General features: G+C 59.6%; 14 protein-coding genes. 3 read left to right on the forward strand and 11 right to left on the reverse strand.

All coding sequences use genetic code 11. The annotated features are described in order from the left end of the window. Nucleotides 1-75: 75 nt before the first annotated feature. From rpoD to rpsU, 3 genes are all read right to left on the reverse strand, one after another. Nucleotides 76-1,923, reverse strand: a complete 1,848-nt coding sequence (gene rpoD, locus BM300_RS23515; RefSeq protein WP_063324103.1) for an RNA polymerase sigma factor RpoD — start codon at nucleotides 1,921-1,923, stop codon at nucleotides 76-78. A gap of 67 nt (nucleotides 1,924-1,990) precedes the next feature. Beyond that, nucleotides 1,991-3,949 (reverse strand): DNA primase, encoded by a 1,959-nt coding sequence (gene dnaG, locus BM300_RS23520; RefSeq protein ID WP_072342441.1) that lies wholly within the window; start codon nucleotides 3,947-3,949, stop codon nucleotides 1,991-1,993. Nucleotides 3,950-4,429: 480 nt separating this feature from the next. Beyond that, entirely contained in the window at nucleotides 4,430-4,645 is a 216-nt protein-coding gene (gene rpsU, locus BM300_RS23525; protein WP_002551877.1) for a 30S ribosomal protein S21, read from the reverse strand. Nucleotides 4,646-4,844: 199 nt separating this feature from the next. Here rpsU and tsaD point away from each other — a divergent pair, with 199 nt between their 5' ends. Further along, nucleotides 4,845-5,870 (forward strand): tRNA (adenosine(37)-N6)-threonylcarbamoyltransferase complex transferase subunit TsaD, encoded by a 1,026-nt coding sequence (gene tsaD, locus BM300_RS23530; RefSeq protein ID WP_072342444.1) that lies wholly within the window; start codon nucleotides 4,845-4,847, stop codon nucleotides 5,868-5,870. An 8-nt stretch (nucleotides 5,871-5,878) separates the two neighbouring features. On the opposite strand, the gene plsY is transcribed toward tsaD, so the two are convergent. Next, a complete protein-coding gene (gene plsY / locus BM300_RS23535; protein WP_003206189.1) occupies nucleotides 5,879-6,448 on the reverse strand; it encodes a glycerol-3-phosphate 1-O-acyltransferase PlsY in 570 nt (189 codons plus the stop codon). A 74-nt stretch (nucleotides 6,449-6,522) separates the two neighbouring features. On the opposite strand from plsY, the gene folB reads away from it, so the two are divergent. Together folB and folK are read left to right on the forward strand one after the other, a co-directional pair. Next, a complete protein-coding gene (gene folB / locus BM300_RS23540) occupies nucleotides 6,523-6,876 on the forward strand; it encodes a dihydroneopterin aldolase (protein ID WP_003206187.1) in 354 nt (117 codons plus the stop codon). After that, nucleotides 6,867-7,385, forward strand: a complete 519-nt coding sequence (gene folK, locus BM300_RS23545; RefSeq protein ID WP_057449623.1) for a 2-amino-4-hydroxy-6-hydroxymethyldihydropteridine diphosphokinase — start codon at nucleotides 6,867-6,869, stop codon at nucleotides 7,383-7,385. The genes folB and folK overlap by 10 nt, the downstream gene beginning before the upstream one ends. Before the next feature lie 80 nt (nucleotides 7,386-7,465). Here folK and BM300_RS23550 read toward each other — a convergent pair whose 3' ends face one another. The 7 genes from BM300_RS23550 to apaG all read right to left on the reverse strand — a co-directional run bounded on the left by BM300_RS23550 (nucleotide 7,466) and on the right by apaG (nucleotide 15,543). Then, nucleotides 7,466-8,692, reverse strand: coding sequence for a multifunctional CCA addition/repair protein (locus tag BM300_RS23550; RefSeq protein ID WP_063324106.1), 1,227 nt, complete (start codon nucleotides 8,690-8,692; stop codon nucleotides 7,466-7,468). Nucleotides 8,693-8,755: 63 nt separating this feature from the next. Beyond that, complete coding sequence (locus BM300_RS23555; RefSeq protein WP_063324107.1) at nucleotides 8,756-10,321, reverse strand: SpoVR family protein; 1,566 nt, start codon at nucleotides 10,319-10,321, stop codon at nucleotides 8,756-8,758. Next, the gene (locus BM300_RS23560) at nucleotides 10,318-11,589 is read right to left on the reverse strand and encodes a YeaH/YhbH family protein (protein ID WP_025215799.1); all 1,272 of its coding nucleotides are present in this window, start codon (nucleotides 11,587-11,589) and stop codon (nucleotides 10,318-10,320) included. Before BM300_RS23560 ends, BM300_RS23555 begins: the two co-directional genes overlap by 4 nt. Before the next feature lie 113 nt (nucleotides 11,590-11,702). Next, complete coding sequence (locus BM300_RS23565) at nucleotides 11,703-13,625, reverse strand: PrkA family serine protein kinase (protein ID WP_003206178.1); 1,923 nt, start codon at nucleotides 13,623-13,625, stop codon at nucleotides 11,703-11,705. A 300-nt stretch (nucleotides 13,626-13,925) separates the two neighbouring features. Then, nucleotides 13,926-14,255, reverse strand: coding sequence for a thiosulfate sulfurtransferase GlpE (gene glpE, locus BM300_RS23570; RefSeq protein WP_092464193.1), 330 nt, complete (start codon nucleotides 14,253-14,255; stop codon nucleotides 13,926-13,928). 32 nt (nucleotides 14,256-14,287) lie between these two features. Next, on the reverse strand, nucleotides 14,288-15,163 hold the full coding sequence (locus tag BM300_RS23575; protein WP_003206174.1) for a symmetrical bis(5'-nucleosyl)-tetraphosphatase: 876 nt from the start codon (nucleotides 15,161-15,163) through the stop codon (nucleotides 14,288-14,290). After that, nucleotides 15,163-15,543 carry a Co2+/Mg2+ efflux protein ApaG gene (apaG, locus tag BM300_RS23580; RefSeq protein ID WP_003206172.1) on the reverse strand — a complete coding sequence of 127 codons (381 nt, stop codon included), beginning with the start codon at nucleotides 15,541-15,543 and terminating at the stop codon, nucleotides 15,163-15,165. The genes BM300_RS23575 and apaG overlap by 1 nt, the downstream gene beginning before the upstream one ends. Nucleotides 15,544-15,570: the final 27 nt, after the last annotated feature.

A 15,570-nucleotide genomic window follows, 5' to 3' on the forward strand; every position in this document is an offset into this window, starting at 1 on the left:
GGTGCTGAGGAGCGTAGCGAAGGGGATTTTATCTGTGCATAGCAAAACCCCCGGCAGGGCCGGGGGTTTTGAAGGTCACTCGTCGAGGAAGGAGCGCAGATGCTCGCTTCGCGTCGGGTGGCGCAGTTTGCGCAACGCCTTGGCTTCGATCTGACGAATCCGCTCACGGGTTACATCGAACTGCTTACCGACTTCCTCAAGGGTGTGGTCGGTATTCATGTCGATGCCGAAGCGCATGCGCAGTACCTTGGCTTCACGGGCAGTGAGGCCGGAGAGTACTTCGCGAGTCGCTTCCTTGAGACTCTCGACAGTGGCGACATCGATCGGAGACTGCATGGTGGAGTCTTCGATGAAGTCACCCAGATGGGAGTCTTCGTCATCACCGATCGGGGTTTCCATGGAGATCGGCTCTTTGGCGATCTTCAATACCTTGCGGATCTTGTCCTCGGGCATTTCCATGCGTTCGCCCAGCTCTTCCGGCGTCGGTTCGCGACCCATTTCCTGCAGCATCTGCCGGGAAATACGGTTGAGCTTGTTGATCGTCTCGATCATGTGCACCGGGATACGGATGGTGCGGGCCTGGTCGGCGATCGAGCGAGTGATCGCCTGACGGATCCACCAGGTGGCATAAGTCGAGAACTTGTAGCCGCGACGGTATTCGAACTTGTCCACCGCCTTCATCAGGCCGATGTTGCCTTCCTGGATCAGGTCGAGGAATTGCAGGCCGCGGTTGGTGTACTTCTTGGCGATGGAGATCACCAGACGCAAGTTCGCTTCGACCATCTCTTTCTTCGCGCGACGGGCCTTGGCCTCGCCGATCGACATGCGACGGTTGATGTCCTTGATCTCGGCGATGCTCAGGCCAGTCTCGGCCTCCAGCGCACTGAGCTTCTGCTGGCAGCGAACGATGTCCGGTTGCAGGCGGGCAATGGCTTCAGCGTATTTGCTCTTGCCCTTGGCCAGTGCATCGGTCCAGCTTTCGTCGACTTCGTTGCCAGGGAACTGGCGCAGGAAATCGGCACGCGGCATGCGGGCATCACGCACGCAAAGCTGCATGATCGCGCGCTCTTGCTGGCGCAAGCGATCCAGGGCGCTGCGAACACGTTCGACCAGGCCTTCGAATTGCTTGGGTACCAGCTTGATCGGCATGAACAGCTCGGCCAGTGCCAACAGCTCGGCAATCGCCTGCTTGTTGTTGCGGCCGTGCTTTTTCAGCGCCTTGCGGGTGATTTCCATCTGGTCGGCCACAGCGCCGAAACGCTGTGCTGCGATGATCGGATCCGGACCGCTTTCGGCTTCTTCCTCGTCGTCGCTCGCTTCGGCGTCGTCGTCATCGGTGTCGTCGTCGGCCTTGACGGCTTTCGCGTCGATCGGTGGCGGCACTTCGGCGGCAGGCGGCGCAATGCCGTCGTCCGGATCGATATAACCGCTCAAGACGTCGGACAGGCGGCCACCTTCGGTGGTGACGCGGGTGTACTCGGAGAGAATATGGTCAACCGTGCCAGGGAAGTGCGCGATAGCGCCCATCACTTCACGGATGCCTTCTTCAATACGCTTGGCGATTTCGATTTCGCCTTCACGTGTGAGGAGCTCTACCGTACCCATTTCACGCATGTACATGCGCACGGGGTCCGTGGTGCGACCAATGTCGGTCTCGACCGCTGCCAACGCTGCGGCCGCTTCTTCAGCGGCCGCCTCGTCGGTATCGGCGTCGGCCAGCATAAGGGCATCCTTATCTGGAGCAACCTCGAATACGTTGATCCCCATGTCGTTGATCATGCGGATGATGTCTTCCACCTGTTCCGGATCTGAAATATCCTCCGGCAGGTGGTCGTTGACCTCCGCGTAAGTCAGGTAGCCCTGCTCACGACCCAATAGGATCAACTCTTTGATACGAGACTGCTGTTGCGCTTTTCCGGACATAACACCCTATCCACTGAAGGTCTTGGCGGGCAAAAAACAAGCCGAGGATTATACCTGAGCTGTGACCTCACGCGCCAGTTGAGGTCGGGTTTGATGCGCAAACATTGCGGCTGAGTAAGTCGCGCAATTGGTTTTTCTCTTCGCTGGTCAACTCGCTCTGGCGAGCTTTTCGCAGAAGTTGTTCCAGGTTTCGCTCGCGTTGGCGGGCGGACAAGCTAGTAATGGTGTCGAAAAACTGTTGTTCAAGGTTATCTCCCTCAATCAGCCATTCCTTCTCGGCCAGGGCCTTCAACAGGCGCCCCTGCTCGGTGCCGTGCCACCGTGCAATCAACTGGAAAGAGTTTAGCTTGGGGTTCTTCTGCACGGCTTCAAGGAGTGCGACCAGCAATTGCGTATTGCTGTGGTCCTCGGCGGCGAAGTGCCCGGCGTCCTCTACTTTTTCCGCCAGTTGCGGGTGATGCAGCAAGGTGCGCAAGGCGGCCAGTGTTGGTGGTTCGACGGCGGCCGGCACGCGCGGGGCACGTGGCTGGTCGCGATCGCCGCGCTTGCCGTTCTTGTCCCAGGGTTTCTTGTCCCATTTCTTGCCGCCACTGCCGGGTTTTTTCGGTGTCCATTCCTGCTGGGGGGCGTAATCCTGCTGAGGTTGATGATAGTCGGCGAAATCCGGCATCGCGTCGTAATCGATGCCCGGGTCATAAGCTGGTGGCGCCTCCTGGGGGGCGCTGTGCACCAGTTGATTGACCGCTTCACTGTTCAGGCCGGTGATCTCGCTCAGGCGCTGGCGCATGAGTGTGCGCAGGTTGGCGCCTGGCACCTTGTCGATCAACGGTGCCGCGAGGGTGGCCATGTGGGCCTTGCCTTCGAGGGAGCGTGGATCGGCTTCTTCGGTCAATTGCTGGAAAAAATAGTCGGCCAACGGCTGTGCGTGCTGGTTGATCCGCGCACGGAACGCATCGGTGCCTTCGGAGCGCACCAGTGTGTCCGGGTCCTCGCCCTCGGGCAGGAACAGGAAGCGTGCCCGCCGGCCGTCCTGCAGGCACGGCAAGGTCGCCTCCAGGGCGCGCCAGGCGGCGTTGCGACCGGCCTGGTCGCCGTCGAAGCAGAACAGCACGTTGGGCACGACGCGAAACAGGCGCTTCATGTGCTCTTCGCTGGTGGCCGTGCCCAGGGTCGCCACAGCGTTGCGCAGGCCTTGTTGGGCCAGGGCAATAACGTCCATGTAGCCTTCGACGACAATGATTTCATCGAGGTTGCGGTTGTTCTTGCGTGCTTCGTACAGGCCATAGAGTTCCTGGCCCTTATGGAACACCGGGGTTTCCGGGGAGTTCAGGTATTTCGGCTTGTCGTCGCCCAGCACCCGGCCACCAAAGGCGATGATCCGTCCGCGTGTGTCGCGGATCGGAAACATGACCCGGTCGCGGAAGCGGTCGTAGCGCTTGCCGGTTTCGGCATTTTCAATCAGCAGGCCGGCGTCGATCATGGCTCGCTGTTGCAGCGTATCGCTGCTTAGGTGCTTGTACAGGTTGTCCCAGCCGGGCGGGGCGAAGCCGAGGCCGAAGTCCCGGGCGATTTCGCCGGTCAGGCCGCGGCCCTTGAGATAATCCACCGCAGCCTTGCGTGCCGGATGGCTTTTGAGGGCCTGGCGATAAAAATCCGCCGCCGCCGTCAGCAGTGGATAAAGCGGAGAATCGGTCGGTTGGCGTGGCTTGTGCTGTCGACCGCTTTCCTCCCGGGGTATTTCCATGCCGGCGGCTTTGGCCAGTTCTTCGACGGCCTGGGGGAAGTCCAGGTTGTCGTGGTCCATGATGAAGCCGAGGGCATTGCCGCCAGCGCCGCAGCCGAAGCAATAGTAGAACTGCTTGTCGGGGCTGACGCTGAAAGAAGGCGTTTTTTCTTTATGGAACGGGCAGCAGGCCGTGTAGTTCTTGCCCGCTTTCTTCATTTGCAGGCGAGAGCTGACCACGTCGACGATGTCGGTGCGGTTCAGGAGGTCGTCAATAAAGCTCTGGGGAATCAGCCCGGCCATGGCGTTCTCATCATCACTGCGCGAAATATGGACCCGAAATCGGCAGGCGTAACCGGGTCTGGGTTTGAGGCACGCTAAATCGGTGGCTCGACCGGGTCGTCTGCATCATCGCTGTCGGGAAGTGTATCTGCCGATAATCCACTGACGTTAATAACTATCAGTATTCGACTGTTTGAATGTGTTGCGCTGAGTCCGGTAACGGCTGTTCAGGCCTCGGATAGCTCATGAAGCGGACACGCAGGCAGGTGCCTTGGGCTGATCGTCGTTAGAGGAATCAGGGTGTGCTCGTCGGTAGCCTTGGAAGGCTCGTCAGGAAAGACGTGCACCGCTGGCAAAAGAGCCAGGTCTGACGCGGTGAAGCAGGTTGTCTATGTCGCGTCTGCGACATTTGACAGTGAAGCATCAAGCGTTATTCCGCAAATGCCATAAGCCCGGCTTGAAGGCCGGGCTTGGCAGAAGCTTGCTACGGACGTCTGTGTATTAGTACAGACGTACGGCGCGGCGCTGTTCGCGCTGAACTTTCTTGGCGTGACGCTTAACAGCGGCTGCTGCCTTGCGCTTACGCTCAGAAGTCGGCTTCTCGTAGAATTCGCGGCTACGAACTTCAGCCAGAACACCGGCTTTTTCGCAGGAGCGCTTGAAACGACGCAGAGCTACGTCGAAGGGTTCGTTCTCTTTTACTTTGACGGCTGGCATCCAGAGCTACCTTCATTCATTACCGGGGTCAACATCCTCGCGGCAAAAGAGCACTTGAAGACGTCGGTTTTTAAGGGTTGCGGATGTTAACCCCTCAACGCTCGGAATGCAAAGCCTCTGATCGAAAACCGCTGGTCGGGGCACAACGCGGCGACTATTATGCGCGCCTTCGAATTCAGCCTCTACAAGGCGCAAACCCATGCTAGTACTGGGATTAGAAACCTCCTGCGACGAAACCGGTGTCGCACTTTACGACAGTGAACGTGGCCTGCTGGCCGATGCGCTGTTCAGCCAGATCGACCTGCACCGTGCCTACGGCGGGGTGGTGCCTGAGCTTGCCTCCCGCGATCACGTCAAGCGCATGCTGCCCTTGATCCGTCAGGTCCTGGCCGAAGCCAGCTGCGTGCCGACCGAGATCGACGGCATCGCCTACACCGCCGGCCCGGGCCTGGTGGGCGCGTTGCTGGTGGGCGCCTCCTGTGCCCAGGCGCTGGCCTTTGCCTGGGGGATTCCGGCCTTGGGCGTGCATCACATGGAAGGTCATCTGCTGGCGCCGATGCTGGAGTCGCAACCGCCGCAATTTCCGTTCGTCGCTTTGTTGGTATCGGGCGGTCATACGCAGCTCATTCGAGTCGATGGCATCGGCCAATACGAGTTGCTCGGCGAGACGCTCGATGATGCTGCCGGCGAAGCGTTCGACAAAACTGCAAAAATGATGGGCCTCAATTATCCCGGTGGGCCGGAAATTTCCCGGCTTGCGACGCAAGGGGTCGATGGGCGTTTCGTGTTCCCACGGCCGATGTGCGACCGTCCTGGCCTGGATTTCAGTTTCAGCGGGTTGAAGACCTTCGCCCTGAACACCTGGCAGCAGTGCGTCAGCGCCGGGGACGACAGTGAACAAGCCCGTTGCGACATCTCGCTGGCGTTCCAGCAGGCCGTGGTGGAGACTTTGACCATCAAGTGCAAGCGTGCCCTCAAGCAGGCCGGGCTCAAGCGCCTGGTGATCGCGGGCGGCGTGAGCGCGAACAAGGCCTTGCGGACATCGCTGGAGAAAATGCTCGGCGACATGAAAGGCGACGTTTACTACGCCCGACCGGAGTTCTGTACAGATAACGGCGCGATGATTGCCTTTGCCGGTTGCCAGCGCTTGCAGGCCGGCCAGCACGAAAGCCTGGCGATCAGCGTACAGGCGCGCTGGCCGATGGAGCAGTTGGCGCCCCTGTGAAGCGTCATTTAAAAATGCCGTTCGCGCCCGGCGAACAGGTCGCGTAGATTGCCCCGGTGACGCCAGACGATCAGCGCAACCAGCGCGGTCATCGGTAGCAAGGCCGCCGGTTCCTGCCAGGCCAGCAACGGCAGGGTCAGCGGCGTGGCGATCAGCGCGGCCAGGGAACTGGTGCGGGTCAGGTAGAACGTCAGCAGCCAGGCACAGACAGCCAGCAGGGCGGCGGGCGGGTACAGGCCCAGCAGCATGCCGGCGGCGGTGGCGACACCCTTGCCGCCACGAAAGCGAAAGTACAGCGGGAATAGATGGCCGATGACGGCGCAGACGCCAATCCAGGCCTGTTGCTGCAACGAGAGCCCTGCGAGGCTGGCGATCAATACCGGGACAAGGCCTTTGCAGAGGTCGCCCAGCAGGGTCAGGATGGCGAGTTTGCGTCCGGCCAGGCGCAGCATGTTGGTGGCGCCGGCATTGCCTGAGCCACTCATTCGCGGATCCGGGCGACCGGTCAGGCGGCTGAGCAAAATGGCGAAGGACAGCGAGCCGAGCAGGTAGGCGAGAATCGCCAGTAACCAAAACATGCTAACTATTCCGGGCGAGGACGCCCTGATTCTAACGGCGCATTGCGCCCTTGTCGTGCTGCGGAGAAGAGTGCTTGGACAGAGTGTTTATCGAGGGCCTGGAAGTCGACACGGTAATCGGGGCCTACGACTGGGAGCGAGGCATCCGACAGTGCCTGCGGCTTGACCTGAGCTTCGCCTGGGACAACCGTCCGGCCGCCGCGGGCGACGACCTGACCCTGGCACTCGACTACGCCAGCGTATCGTCGCGCATCCAGGCATTTGCCGAACAGGCGCAGTTCCAATTGGTCGAGACCTTTGCCGAGCGACTGGCCCAGGAGCTCATGGATGAGTTCAAGATCACCTGGCTGCGTCTGAAATTAACCAAGCCTGGCGCCGTACCGGCGGCCAGTGGCGTTGGTGTGGAGATCGAGCGCGGATGTCGCTGACTCAGGTTTTTCTCGGGCTCGGCAGCAATATCGAGCGCGAAACCCATCTGTGCGCCGGTCTTGAAGCCTTGGCCGGTTTCCTGGTGGACATCCGCTGTTCGGCCGTGTTCGAGAGCCAGCCGGTGGGTATCAAGAGCGGGCCATTCTTCAATTTCGTCGTCTCGGCCTTCACGGATCTGCCGCTGATGGAGCTGGATCGTCGTCTCAAGTTCATCGAGGCGGACAACGGTCGCTATGCGCCGGACCGCAAGGGGCTGCCGCTGGATATCGACGTGTTGTTGTATGGCGAACAGGTCGGCAACTTCGATGGGTTGATCTTGCCGCGTGCGGAAATCCTCAAGAACGCCTTCGTCCTGTGGCCTTTGTCGTTGATCGCGCCGGATCGGATTCACCCAGGCGTCGGCAAAAGCTTCGCCACTTTGTGGGAAGAATCGCAGATCGACCAGGTGCTGGCGCCAGTGGCTTTCGAATGGCGTGGCCAGCAGCTTACGCCATCGAATCTGCTGTGAGGCGCCTGCCGTCATCGCGAGCCTGCTCGCGATGGCGGCGTTACATCCGGCCGGAATGCGAACTGACCTGAAAACGCCCGTCAGCTCGCCGCCTCCTTATAGGCCTTCAACGCCTTGAGGCGCTCGCGCTTGATCGCCTCACCCAGCTCCGGTCCCTTGAAGCCTTTCTCCAGCAAGGGCTGCACCGCCACTGCGCGGGCTGCTGCCGCAGCGCCCCGCAAATAATCAGCCTGTGGATAACTTCTGTCTTCAAGCCCTTTGCGCCCCCGCGCATCCATCTCACAGGCTGCGATGAATTCCTCGAAGCGCTGAGGACGACGGTACACATCGAAACTCTGCAGCAGCTCAAGCAAAGTGGACGCCTTGAGCTCAAGCGCGCGATGACCATGGGTGTGGTATTGGCCTACCAGTAACGCCAATTCCTGACAGTCGCGGGGCGCCTTGAAGCGCTCGTTGACCGCTTTGATCAGCTTCAACCCCGTGTGCTCATGGGCGATGTGTCGCGGCCATTCGTGTTGGGGCGTCAGGCCTTTGCCCAGGTCATGGAGCAGGCAGGCCCAGCGGACTGTCAGCGGTTGTTGGTGCAGGGCGGCTTGTTCCAGCACGCTCAGGGTATGGGCGCCAGTGTCGATTTCCGGATGATGGGCTTCAGGCTGGGGTACGCCAAACAGCGCATCGACCTCTGGCATCAGGACCTTGAGGGCCGTGCAGTCGCGCAAGACCTGGATAAATACCTGCGGCTGTTTTTCCATGAGGGCGCGGGAAATTTCTTTCCAACTGCGCTCGGCCGTCAGTGCTTCCAGCTCGCCGGACTCGCTGAGTTGGCGCATCAGTTCAAGGGTTTCGTCCGCCACCTTGAAGCCCAGCGGAGCATAACGCGCGGCGAAGCGGGCAACCCGCAGGACTCGGAGCGGATCTTCGGCGAAAGCGGGGGAAACGTGGCGTAGCACCCGGGCTTCCAGGTCGCGCTGGCCGTGGTACGGATCGGTCAGGTTGCCATGGTCATCTTCGGCCATGGCGTTGATCGTCAGGTCCCGGCGAACCAGGTCCTGCTCCAGGGTCACTTCAGGGCTGGCATGGAACACGAAGCCGCCATAGCCTCGGCCGCTCTTGCGTTCGGTGCGGGCGAGGGCGTACTCCTCGCCGCTCTTTGGGTCTAGGAATACCGGAAAATCGGCTCCCACCGGGCGAAACCCCTTGGCGAGCATTTCCTCGGCGGTGGCACCCACCACGACCCGATCGATGTCGGTGACGGGAATGCCTAGCAGGCGGTCGCGAACGGCGCCGCCGACTTTATAGATCTGCATAAAAAACCTCCGTTGGTCCGACAGGATAACCTTTGCGTCGGACGTCCGGAGGCGAAAACGGAATCAAAGATGAATGACGGCCAGGTCCAGGCGACCGTAGTCTCCTTCGGCTTGTTCGCCTCTGGGGGGGACGTGATGGGTTTTCATCACCTGGTCGCCTTGCAGGGTTTCCAAGTGGATGTCGAAACCCCAGAGGCGATGCAGGTGCTTGAGCACTTCGTCGGTGGAGTCGCCCAGTGGTTTGCGGTTGTGTGCCTGGTGCCGCAGGGTCAGCGAGCGATCCCCGCGGCGGTCAATGCTGTAGATCTGCACATTGGGTTCGCGATTGCCCAGATTGTACTGCGCCGCCAGGGTTTCGCGAATGATGCGGTAGCCGCCCTCATCGTGAATGGCAGGTACCAGCAGGTCATCTTTCTGATCGTCATCGAGGATGCTGAACAGTTTCAGGTCGCGGATCACCTTGGGCGAGAGGTACTGCAGGATGAAACTTTCGTCCTTGAAGCTGCTCATGGCGAATTTAATGGCGGACAACCAGTCCGAGCCGGCAATTTCCGGGAACCAGCGACGATCTTCCTCGGTGGGGTTTTCGCACATGCGCCGGATGTCGCGGTACATGGCGAAGCCCAGTGCGTAAGGGTTGATACCGCTGTAGTACGGGCTGTCGAAGCCAGGCTGGAACACCACGCTGGTGTGGGACGTCAGGAATTCCATCATGAAGCCGTCTGTGACCAGGCCCTCGTCGTACAGGTCGTTCATCAGCGTGTAGTGCCAAAACGTGGCCCAGCCCTCGTTCATGACCTGGGTTTGGCGCTGTGGATAGAAGTACTGGGCGATCTTGCGCACGATGCGCACGATTTCCCGCTGCCACGGCTCCAGCAGCGGCGCATGTTTTTCAATGAAATAGAGAATGTTCTCCTGGGGCTCGGCAGGGAAGCGGGCATTGTCTTTTTCGTTGTACTTGTCTGCACCTTTGGGAATGGTGCGCCACAGATCGTTGATCTGTTTTTGCAGGTGCTCTTCGCGATCCTTCTGGCGCCGGCGTTCTTCTTCGGCGGAAATCGGATACGGCCGCTTGTAGCGGTCCACGCCGTAGTTCATCAGGGCGTGGCAGGAGTCCAGCAGGTCCTCCACCGCGTCGATACCATGGCGCTCCTCGCATTGCATGATGTACTGCTTGGCGAACACCAAGTAATCGATGATCGAGCTGGCATCGGTCCAGGTGCGGAACAGGTAGTTGCCCTTGAAGAAGCTGTTGTGCCCATAGCAGGCATGCGCCACCACCAGGGCCTGCATGCAGATGGTGTTTTCTTCCATCAGGTAGGCGATGCAGGGATCGGAGTTGATGACGATCTCATAGGCCAACCCCATCTGGCCCCGGCTGTAGGATTTCTCGGTGCTGAGGAAGTGCTTGCCGTAGGACCAGTGGTGATAGCCCAGCGGCATGCCGACTGACGCGTAGGCGTCCATCATCTGCTCGGCGGTGATCACCTCGATCTGGTTCGGGTAGGTGTCGAGGGCATAACGGTCCGCGATACGGCTGATTTCGCGGTCGTAGGCCTTGATCAGCTCGAATGTCCATTCGGAGCCGGTGGAAATAGGCTGGCGCTTCTGCTCTTTTTTGGCGGTCATGTCACTAACCTGCGCTGGAAGAGTTCACGGAAGACCGGGTAGATATCCCCGGCCGAGACCAATTGCTGTTGGGCAAATGTGTCGGAAAAAGCTTCGGCAATCCGTTCGTATTCGTACCACAAGGCCTGGTGTTCGCGTGGAGTAATTTCCACGTAGGTGTAGTACTGGACGAACGGCATGATCTGGTTGATCAGGATGTCACGGCAGATCGGTGAATCGTCGTTCCAGTTGTCGCCGTCCGACGCCTGGGCTGCATAGATGTTCCATTCGTTGGCGGGGTAGCGCTCGGCCATGATCTCCTGCATCAGCTTCAGGGCGCTGGAGACGATGGTGCCGCCGGTTTCCCTGGAATAGAAGAATTCCTCTTCATCCACTTCCCGGGCGCTGGTGTGATGGCGGATGAACACTACATCGATCTTGTCGTAGTTCCGTTTCAGGAACAGGTACAACAGGATGAAGAAGCGCTTGGCGATGTCCTTGGTGGCCTGGGTCATGGAGCCGGAGACGTCCATCAGGCAGAACATCACCGCCTTGGAGCTGGGGTTTGGCTGTTTCACCAGCAGGTTGTACTTGAGGTCGAACGTGTCGAGGAACGGTACGCGATGGATGCGGGCGCTGAGTTTCTCGATTTCCGCTTCAAGGTCCTGAATGTCGCCAAAATTGTCGGGTTCTTCCCGTTTCAGGCGGGCCAGTTCTTCCTTCACCTCGCGTAGTTTTGCCCGGCTGCTGCCCGACAGCGCGATACGCCGGGCGTGGGCTGAGCGAAGGGTGCGGATGATGTTGATGCGTGATGGATTGCCTTCGTTGCTGATACCGGCACGCACGGTCTTGAAGGTGTCGGTGCCGGTCAGGTTACGCTTGACCAGGTTCGGCAGCTCCAGGTCCTCGAACATGAACTCCAGGAATTCCTCCTGGGTGATCTGGAACACGAACTCATCCATGCCTTCGCCGGAGTTACCGGCCTTGCCGGGTCCCTTGCCGCCGCCTCCGCCCTGGGGACGGGGGATGTGCTCGCCACTGGTGAATTCCTTGTTGCCGGGGTGCACGACGGTCTGTTTGCCGCCACGACCATGGTGAAGCACCGGCTCGTCGATGTCGCGACCGGGGATGCTGATCTGTTCGCCGTGTTCCATGTCGGTAATGGAACGCCGGCTGACCGCCTCTTCGACGGCCTTCTTGATGTGGTCACGGTAACGCCGCAGAAACCGCTGGCGGTTCACCGTGCTCTTGTTCTTGCCATTAAGGCGTCGGTCGATCACATAGCTCATAGGCCCCTCCAGAGGAGCTTCAAGTCGTAAGCTTCAAGCTGCAAGGGGCGTGGCGTCGAGCCATGGGCTCAACGCCGTTCCCTTACAGGCTGTAGCTAGAAGCTTGCCGCTGCTTACTGCGATTTCCGGACCCGCAGATACCACTCGGAGAGCAGTCGTACCTGTTTGTCGGTATAGCCACGTTCGACCATGCGTGTGACGAAATCGTTGTGTTTTTGCTGATCCTCCTTGCTGGCCTTGGCGTTGAAGCTGATGACTGGCAGCAGGTCTTCGGTGTTGGAGAACATTTTCTTCTCGATGACCACCCGCAGCTTTTCATAGCTGAGCCAGGTTGGGTTCTTGCCGTTGTTGTTGGCCCGGGCGCGCAATACGAAGTTGACGATCTCGTTGCGGAAGTCCTTCGGATTGCTGATGCCCGCCGGTTTCTCGATTTTCTCCAGTTCCTCGTTGAGGGCCACGCGATTGAGGATTTCGCCGGTTTCCGGGTCGCGGTATTCCTGGTCCTGGATCCAGAAGTCTGCGTACAGCACGTAGCGGTCGAAGATGTTCTGGCCGTACTCGCTGTAGGACTCCAGGTACGCCGTCTGGATTTCCTTGCCGATGAACTCGATGTAGCGCGGGGCCAGGTATTCCTTGAGGAAACGCAGGTAGCGCTCGCGGGTTTCGGCCTGGAATTGCTCTTGCTCGATCTGCTGTTCCAGCACATACAGCAGATGAACCGGGTTGGCCGCGATCTCGTGAGGGTCGAAGTTGAAGACCTTGGACAGGATCTTGAACGCGAAGCGTGTGGACAGCCCGTTCATCCCTTCGTCGACCCCCGCATTGTCGCGGTATTCCTGGATCGACTTGGCCTTCGGATCGGTGTCCTTGAGGTTTTCACCGTCGTACACGCGCATCTTCGAATAGATGTTGGAGTTTTCCGGTTCCTTGAGGCGCGACAGCACGGTGAACTGGGCAAGCATCTTCAGGGTGTCGGGTGCGCAATGGGCCTTGGACAGCGAACTGTTGAACAGCAGCTTGTCGTAGATCTTCACCTCATCGCTCACTCGCAGGCAATACGGCACCTTGACGATGTAGATCCGGTCGATGAAGGCCTCGTTGTTCTTGTTGTTGCGGAAGGTATGCCATTCCGATTCGTTGGAGTGGGCCAGCAGGATGCCGGTGAACGGAATGGCCCCCAGCCCCTCGGTGCTGTTGTAGTTGCCTTCCTGAGTGGCGGTCAGCAGCGGGTGCAGCACCTTGATGGGCGCCTTGAACATTTCGACGAATTCCATCAGGCCCTGGTTGGCCCGGCACAGTGCACCCGAATAGCTGTAGGCGTCGGCGTCGTTCTGTGGGAATTCTTCCAGTTTACGGATATCGACCTTGCCCACCAGGGCGGAAATATCCTGGTTGTTTTCGTCACCCGGTTCGGTCTTGGCCACCGCGATCTGGTTGAGGATCGATGGGTAGAGCTTGACCACCTTGAACTGGCTGATGTCACCGCCGAACTCGGCCAGGCGCTTGGTTGCCCAGGGCGACATGATGGTATTGAGATAGCGGCGTGGAATGCCGAAGTCTTCCTCGAGGATCGCGCCATCTTCAGTGGCGTTGAAAAGCCCTAGAGGCGATTCGAACACCGGTGAGCCCTTGATGGCGTAGAAGGGCACTTTTTCGATCAGTTGCTTGAGCTTCTCGGCCAGGGACGATTTACCACCACCCACGGGGCCGAGCAGATAAAGGATTTGTTTCTTCTCTTCCAGGCCTTGGGCGGCGTGGCGGAAATAGGACACGATTTGTTCGATGCATTCTTCCATCCCGTGGAAGTCCGCAAAGGCCGGATAGCGGCGAATCACCTTGTTGGAAAAAATTCGCGAGAGCCTCGAGTTGGTCGAGGTATCCAGCAGCTCCGGTTCTCCGATGGCCAGCAACAGACGCTCCGCAGCCGATGCATAGGCACTGCGGTCCTGCTTGCAGAGTTCGAGGTATTCCTGCAGCGAGTATTCCTCCTGCCGCGTGGACTCGAAACGTTGCTGGAAGTGGCTAAAAATGCTCATGACGTCACCTCGCTCGATACGTGGAGCCGGTGTCGGATCAATCAGTCGATGCTGGACAGCCGCTGGGAACCCAGTTGCCGTTTTACCCCCCAGAATGCTTTCAAGCATGCAGGCTCTTGAAAGCTGACTCCCGATGACCCGCGCGCCGGTGTACCGGCTCTCCCCTGTTTTGGATGGCCTGAGGCTAAGGATAGTTCGGAATCGCGGAGGTAAAGGTGGAATACGTAATTAGTTATGGCAGACCGTTCGTCTGCCATCGCTCAAGCCCACGGTTCACGCGGGCTTGGACGGCATAAAAAATTATTCGTGATTGTCTTGCGCTGTTTCTGAAGGATAGGTCGCACGCCACAACTCAAAGCCGCCGTCCAGGCTGTAGACGTCGGTGAAGCCCTGGCTGACCAGATAGGCGGCTGCGCTCTGGCTGGAGTTGCCGTGATAGCAGACCACGACGGTCGGCGCATCGAGGTCGGCGGCGCGGATGAAGTCAGCGATGGAGTGGTTATCCAGATGCTTGGCGCCACTGATATGCAGAGCCGCAAACGTGGCTGGGTCGCGAACGTCGACGACGACCGCGCCTTGCTCGCGCAGGGCCTGGGCCTGTTCCGGGGGGATGCGTTTGAATTCGCTCATGAGGGGCTCCTGTAGCTGAAGCGCAACGCCGGTCAAACGGCAGTGCCGGCCGGCAATGGTGCAGTGGTCGGGTGATGGGTTTTGGCGTGGCCCTGTTCATCGCAATCGCAATGCAGTTGCTCGCCAGTGTCGACGTTCATCAGGGTCATGGCACTGCCCCACACGCAACCGGTATCGAGGGCGAAGACGCCGGGTTCGTCGGATTGGCCGCCGAGTGCGGCCCAGTGCCCGAAAATGATCTTCAGGTTACGGGTCTTGCGCTCACTGTGCTTGAACCAGGGGGCATAGCCGGGCGGCGCCGTCTCGATACCTTCCTTGCCCTTGAGATCGAGCTTGCCGTCGCGGGTGCAGAAGCGCATGCGCGTGAAATAATTGGTGATGACGCGAAGACGAGCGCTGCCGGTGAGGTCGTTGTCCCACTTGACCGGCTCGTTGCCGTACATGCCGTCCAGGTAGGGGGCGAACAGGTTGTCGTCACGCAATGCCTGTTCGACTTCGCCAGCGCACTTGAGCGCCTTGCGCAGGGACCACTGGGGCGGGATGCCGGCATGGACCAGTGCAAGGTTGCGCGCCTCGTCGTAGTGCATGAGCTTCTGCTGGCGCAACCACTCCAGCAGTTCAACGCAATCGGGGGCGTCGAGAATTTCGCTCAAGGTGTCGGATTTTTTCAGGCGCTCGATGTTCTGCCAGGCAGCCAGCAGATGCAGGTCGTGGTTACCGAGCACGCACACCAGCGACTGGCGGATGCTGTAGAGAAAGCGCAACGTCTCAAGGGACTGCGGGCCACGGTTGACCAGGTCGCCCACCAGCCACAGCGTGTCTTTTTGAGGATCGAAAGCAACGCGCTCCAGCAAGCATTTGAGCGGGTCGAGGCAGCCTTGCAGGTCACCGACCGCATACGTGGCCATTAGTGCAGGGCTCCGGGCACGGCCAGGCGAAAGGGTTTGATGACGGCGTCGAAGCGTTTGCCGTCCTCGGCCAGCATCTGGTAGGTACCCTGCATGGTGCCGACCTTGGTCGTCATCACCGTGCCGCTGCTGTAGCTGTGGCTCTTGCCTGCATCGATCAACGGCTGCTGGCCGACCACACCTTCGCCACGCACTTCTTCGACATGGCCATCGCCGTCGGTGATGATCCAATGCCGTGACAGTAGCCTGGCCGGCAAGGAGCCGTTATTGCGCACGGTAATGCTGTAGGCGAAAGCGAAGCGGTCATGCTCGGGTTGCGACTGTTCTGCCAGAAAACGGGTGGTGACGCTGACGTCGACCTGGTAACGAGGATCGGACATGCAAAAAGGCCTTAAAAACGAAGCGGG

The sequence above is a fragment of the Pseudomonas sp. NFACC46-3 genome, assembly GCF_900114515.1.
GTDB lineage: Bacteria > Pseudomonadota > Gammaproteobacteria > Pseudomonadales > Pseudomonadaceae > Aquipseudomonas > Aquipseudomonas fluorescens_Q.

Coding starts and splice junctions, on each gene's coding strand:
- rpoD (WP_063324103.1), bottom strand. CDS start 1,923: ATGTCCGGAAAAGCGCAACAGCAGTCTCGTATCAAAGAGTTGATCCTA.
- dnaG (WP_072342441.1), bottom strand. CDS start 3,949: ATGGCCGGGCTGATTCCCCAGAGCTTTATTGACGACCTCCTGAACCGC.
- rpsU (WP_002551877.1), bottom strand. CDS start 4,645: ATGCCAGCCGTCAAAGTAAAAGAGAACGAACCCTTCGACGTAGCTCTG.
- tsaD (WP_072342444.1), top strand. CDS start 4,845: ATGCTAGTACTGGGATTAGAAACCTCCTGCGACGAAACCGGTGTCGCA.
- plsY (WP_003206189.1), bottom strand. CDS start 6,448: ATGTTTTGGTTACTGGCGATTCTCGCCTACCTGCTCGGCTCGCTGTCC.
- folK (WP_057449623.1), top strand. CDS start 6,867: ATGTCGCTGACTCAGGTTTTTCTCGGGCTCGGCAGCAATATCGAGCGC.
- BM300_RS23550 (WP_063324106.1), bottom strand. CDS start 8,692: ATGCAGATCTATAAAGTCGGCGGCGCCGTTCGCGACCGCCTGCTAGGC.
- BM300_RS23555 (WP_063324107.1), bottom strand. CDS start 10,321: ATGACCGCCAAAAAAGAGCAGAAGCGCCAGCCTATTTCCACCGGCTCC.
- BM300_RS23560 (WP_025215799.1), bottom strand. CDS start 11,589: ATGAGCTATGTGATCGACCGACGCCTTAATGGCAAGAACAAGAGCACG.
- BM300_RS23565 (WP_003206178.1), bottom strand. CDS start 13,625: ATGAGCATTTTTAGCCACTTCCAGCAACGTTTCGAGTCCACGCGGCAG.
- glpE (WP_092464193.1), bottom strand. CDS start 14,255: ATGAGCGAATTCAAACGCATCCCCCCGGAACAGGCCCAGGCCCTGCGC.
- BM300_RS23575 (WP_003206174.1), bottom strand. CDS start 15,163: ATGGCCACGTATGCGGTCGGTGACCTGCAAGGCTGCCTCGACCCGCTC.
- apaG (WP_003206172.1), bottom strand. CDS start 15,543: ATGTCCGATCCTCGTTACCAGGTCGACGTCAGCGTCACCACCCGTTTT.